Origin of the sequence: Calidithermus roseus (assembly GCF_003574095.1) — a bacterium.
Taxonomy (GTDB): domain Bacteria; phylum Deinococcota; class Deinococci; order Deinococcales; family Thermaceae; genus Calidithermus; species Calidithermus roseus.
On the sequence record NZ_QWLA01000178.1, the window covers coordinates 1 to 731 of the forward strand.

Consider the following 731-nt stretch of genomic DNA (forward strand, 5'->3'; position numbering starts at 1 on the left):
TACGCCGACGCCAAGAAGGAGCTGGGCGTGCTGGACTACGACGACCTGCTGCTGCAGGGGGTGAGGCTGTTCAAGCTGAGCCACTCCGCGGCGGCCATGGCGCGGCGGCGCTGCGTGCAGCTGATGGTCGACGAGTTCCAGGACACCAACGCGGTGCAGCTGGAGCTGGTGCGGGCCATCGCCCCCGGGGCCAGCCCCAACCTGATGGTCGTGGGCGACCCCGACCAGTCCATCTACGGGTGGCGCGGGGCCGATTTCCGCACCATCCTGCGCTTCCGGCAGCTCTACCCCACGGCCAGGGTCTACGGGCTGTACGCCAACTACCGCTCGCAGGCCCACGTGGTCCGGCTGGCCAACCAGGTGATCCGGGGCAACCGCGAGCGCAAGCCCGAGGAGCAGCTCCCGGTGCGCGAGGCCGGCGAGCCGCCGCTGCTGGTCAAGGCCCAGACCCGCGAGGAGGAGGCGCGCTTCGTGGCCGACGCCGTGGCCTTCAGCCACGAGCAGGGCGTGCCCTACGAGGAGATGGCCGTGCTGATGCGGGCCAACTTCCTCTCCCTCGAGGTCGAGCGGGCGCTGCGCGAGCGCAAGATCCCCTACCAGCTCGTGGCCACCAGCTCCTTCTACGAGCGGCGCGAGGTCCAGCTGGTCCTCACCGCCCTCAAGGCCCTGCTGCGGCCGGACCCGCTCAACGTGGGCCTCCTGGTCGAGGAGCTCGTCGAGGGCGCGGGCGC

1 protein-coding gene is annotated in these 731 nt (G+C 71.3%); it reads left to right on the top strand.

Features of this window, described 5'->3' with window-relative positions:
* Positions 1-731 (top strand): ATP-dependent helicase (locus Mrose_RS18485; protein ID WP_147371741.1); only part of this gene is annotated, 731 nt, incomplete at both ends.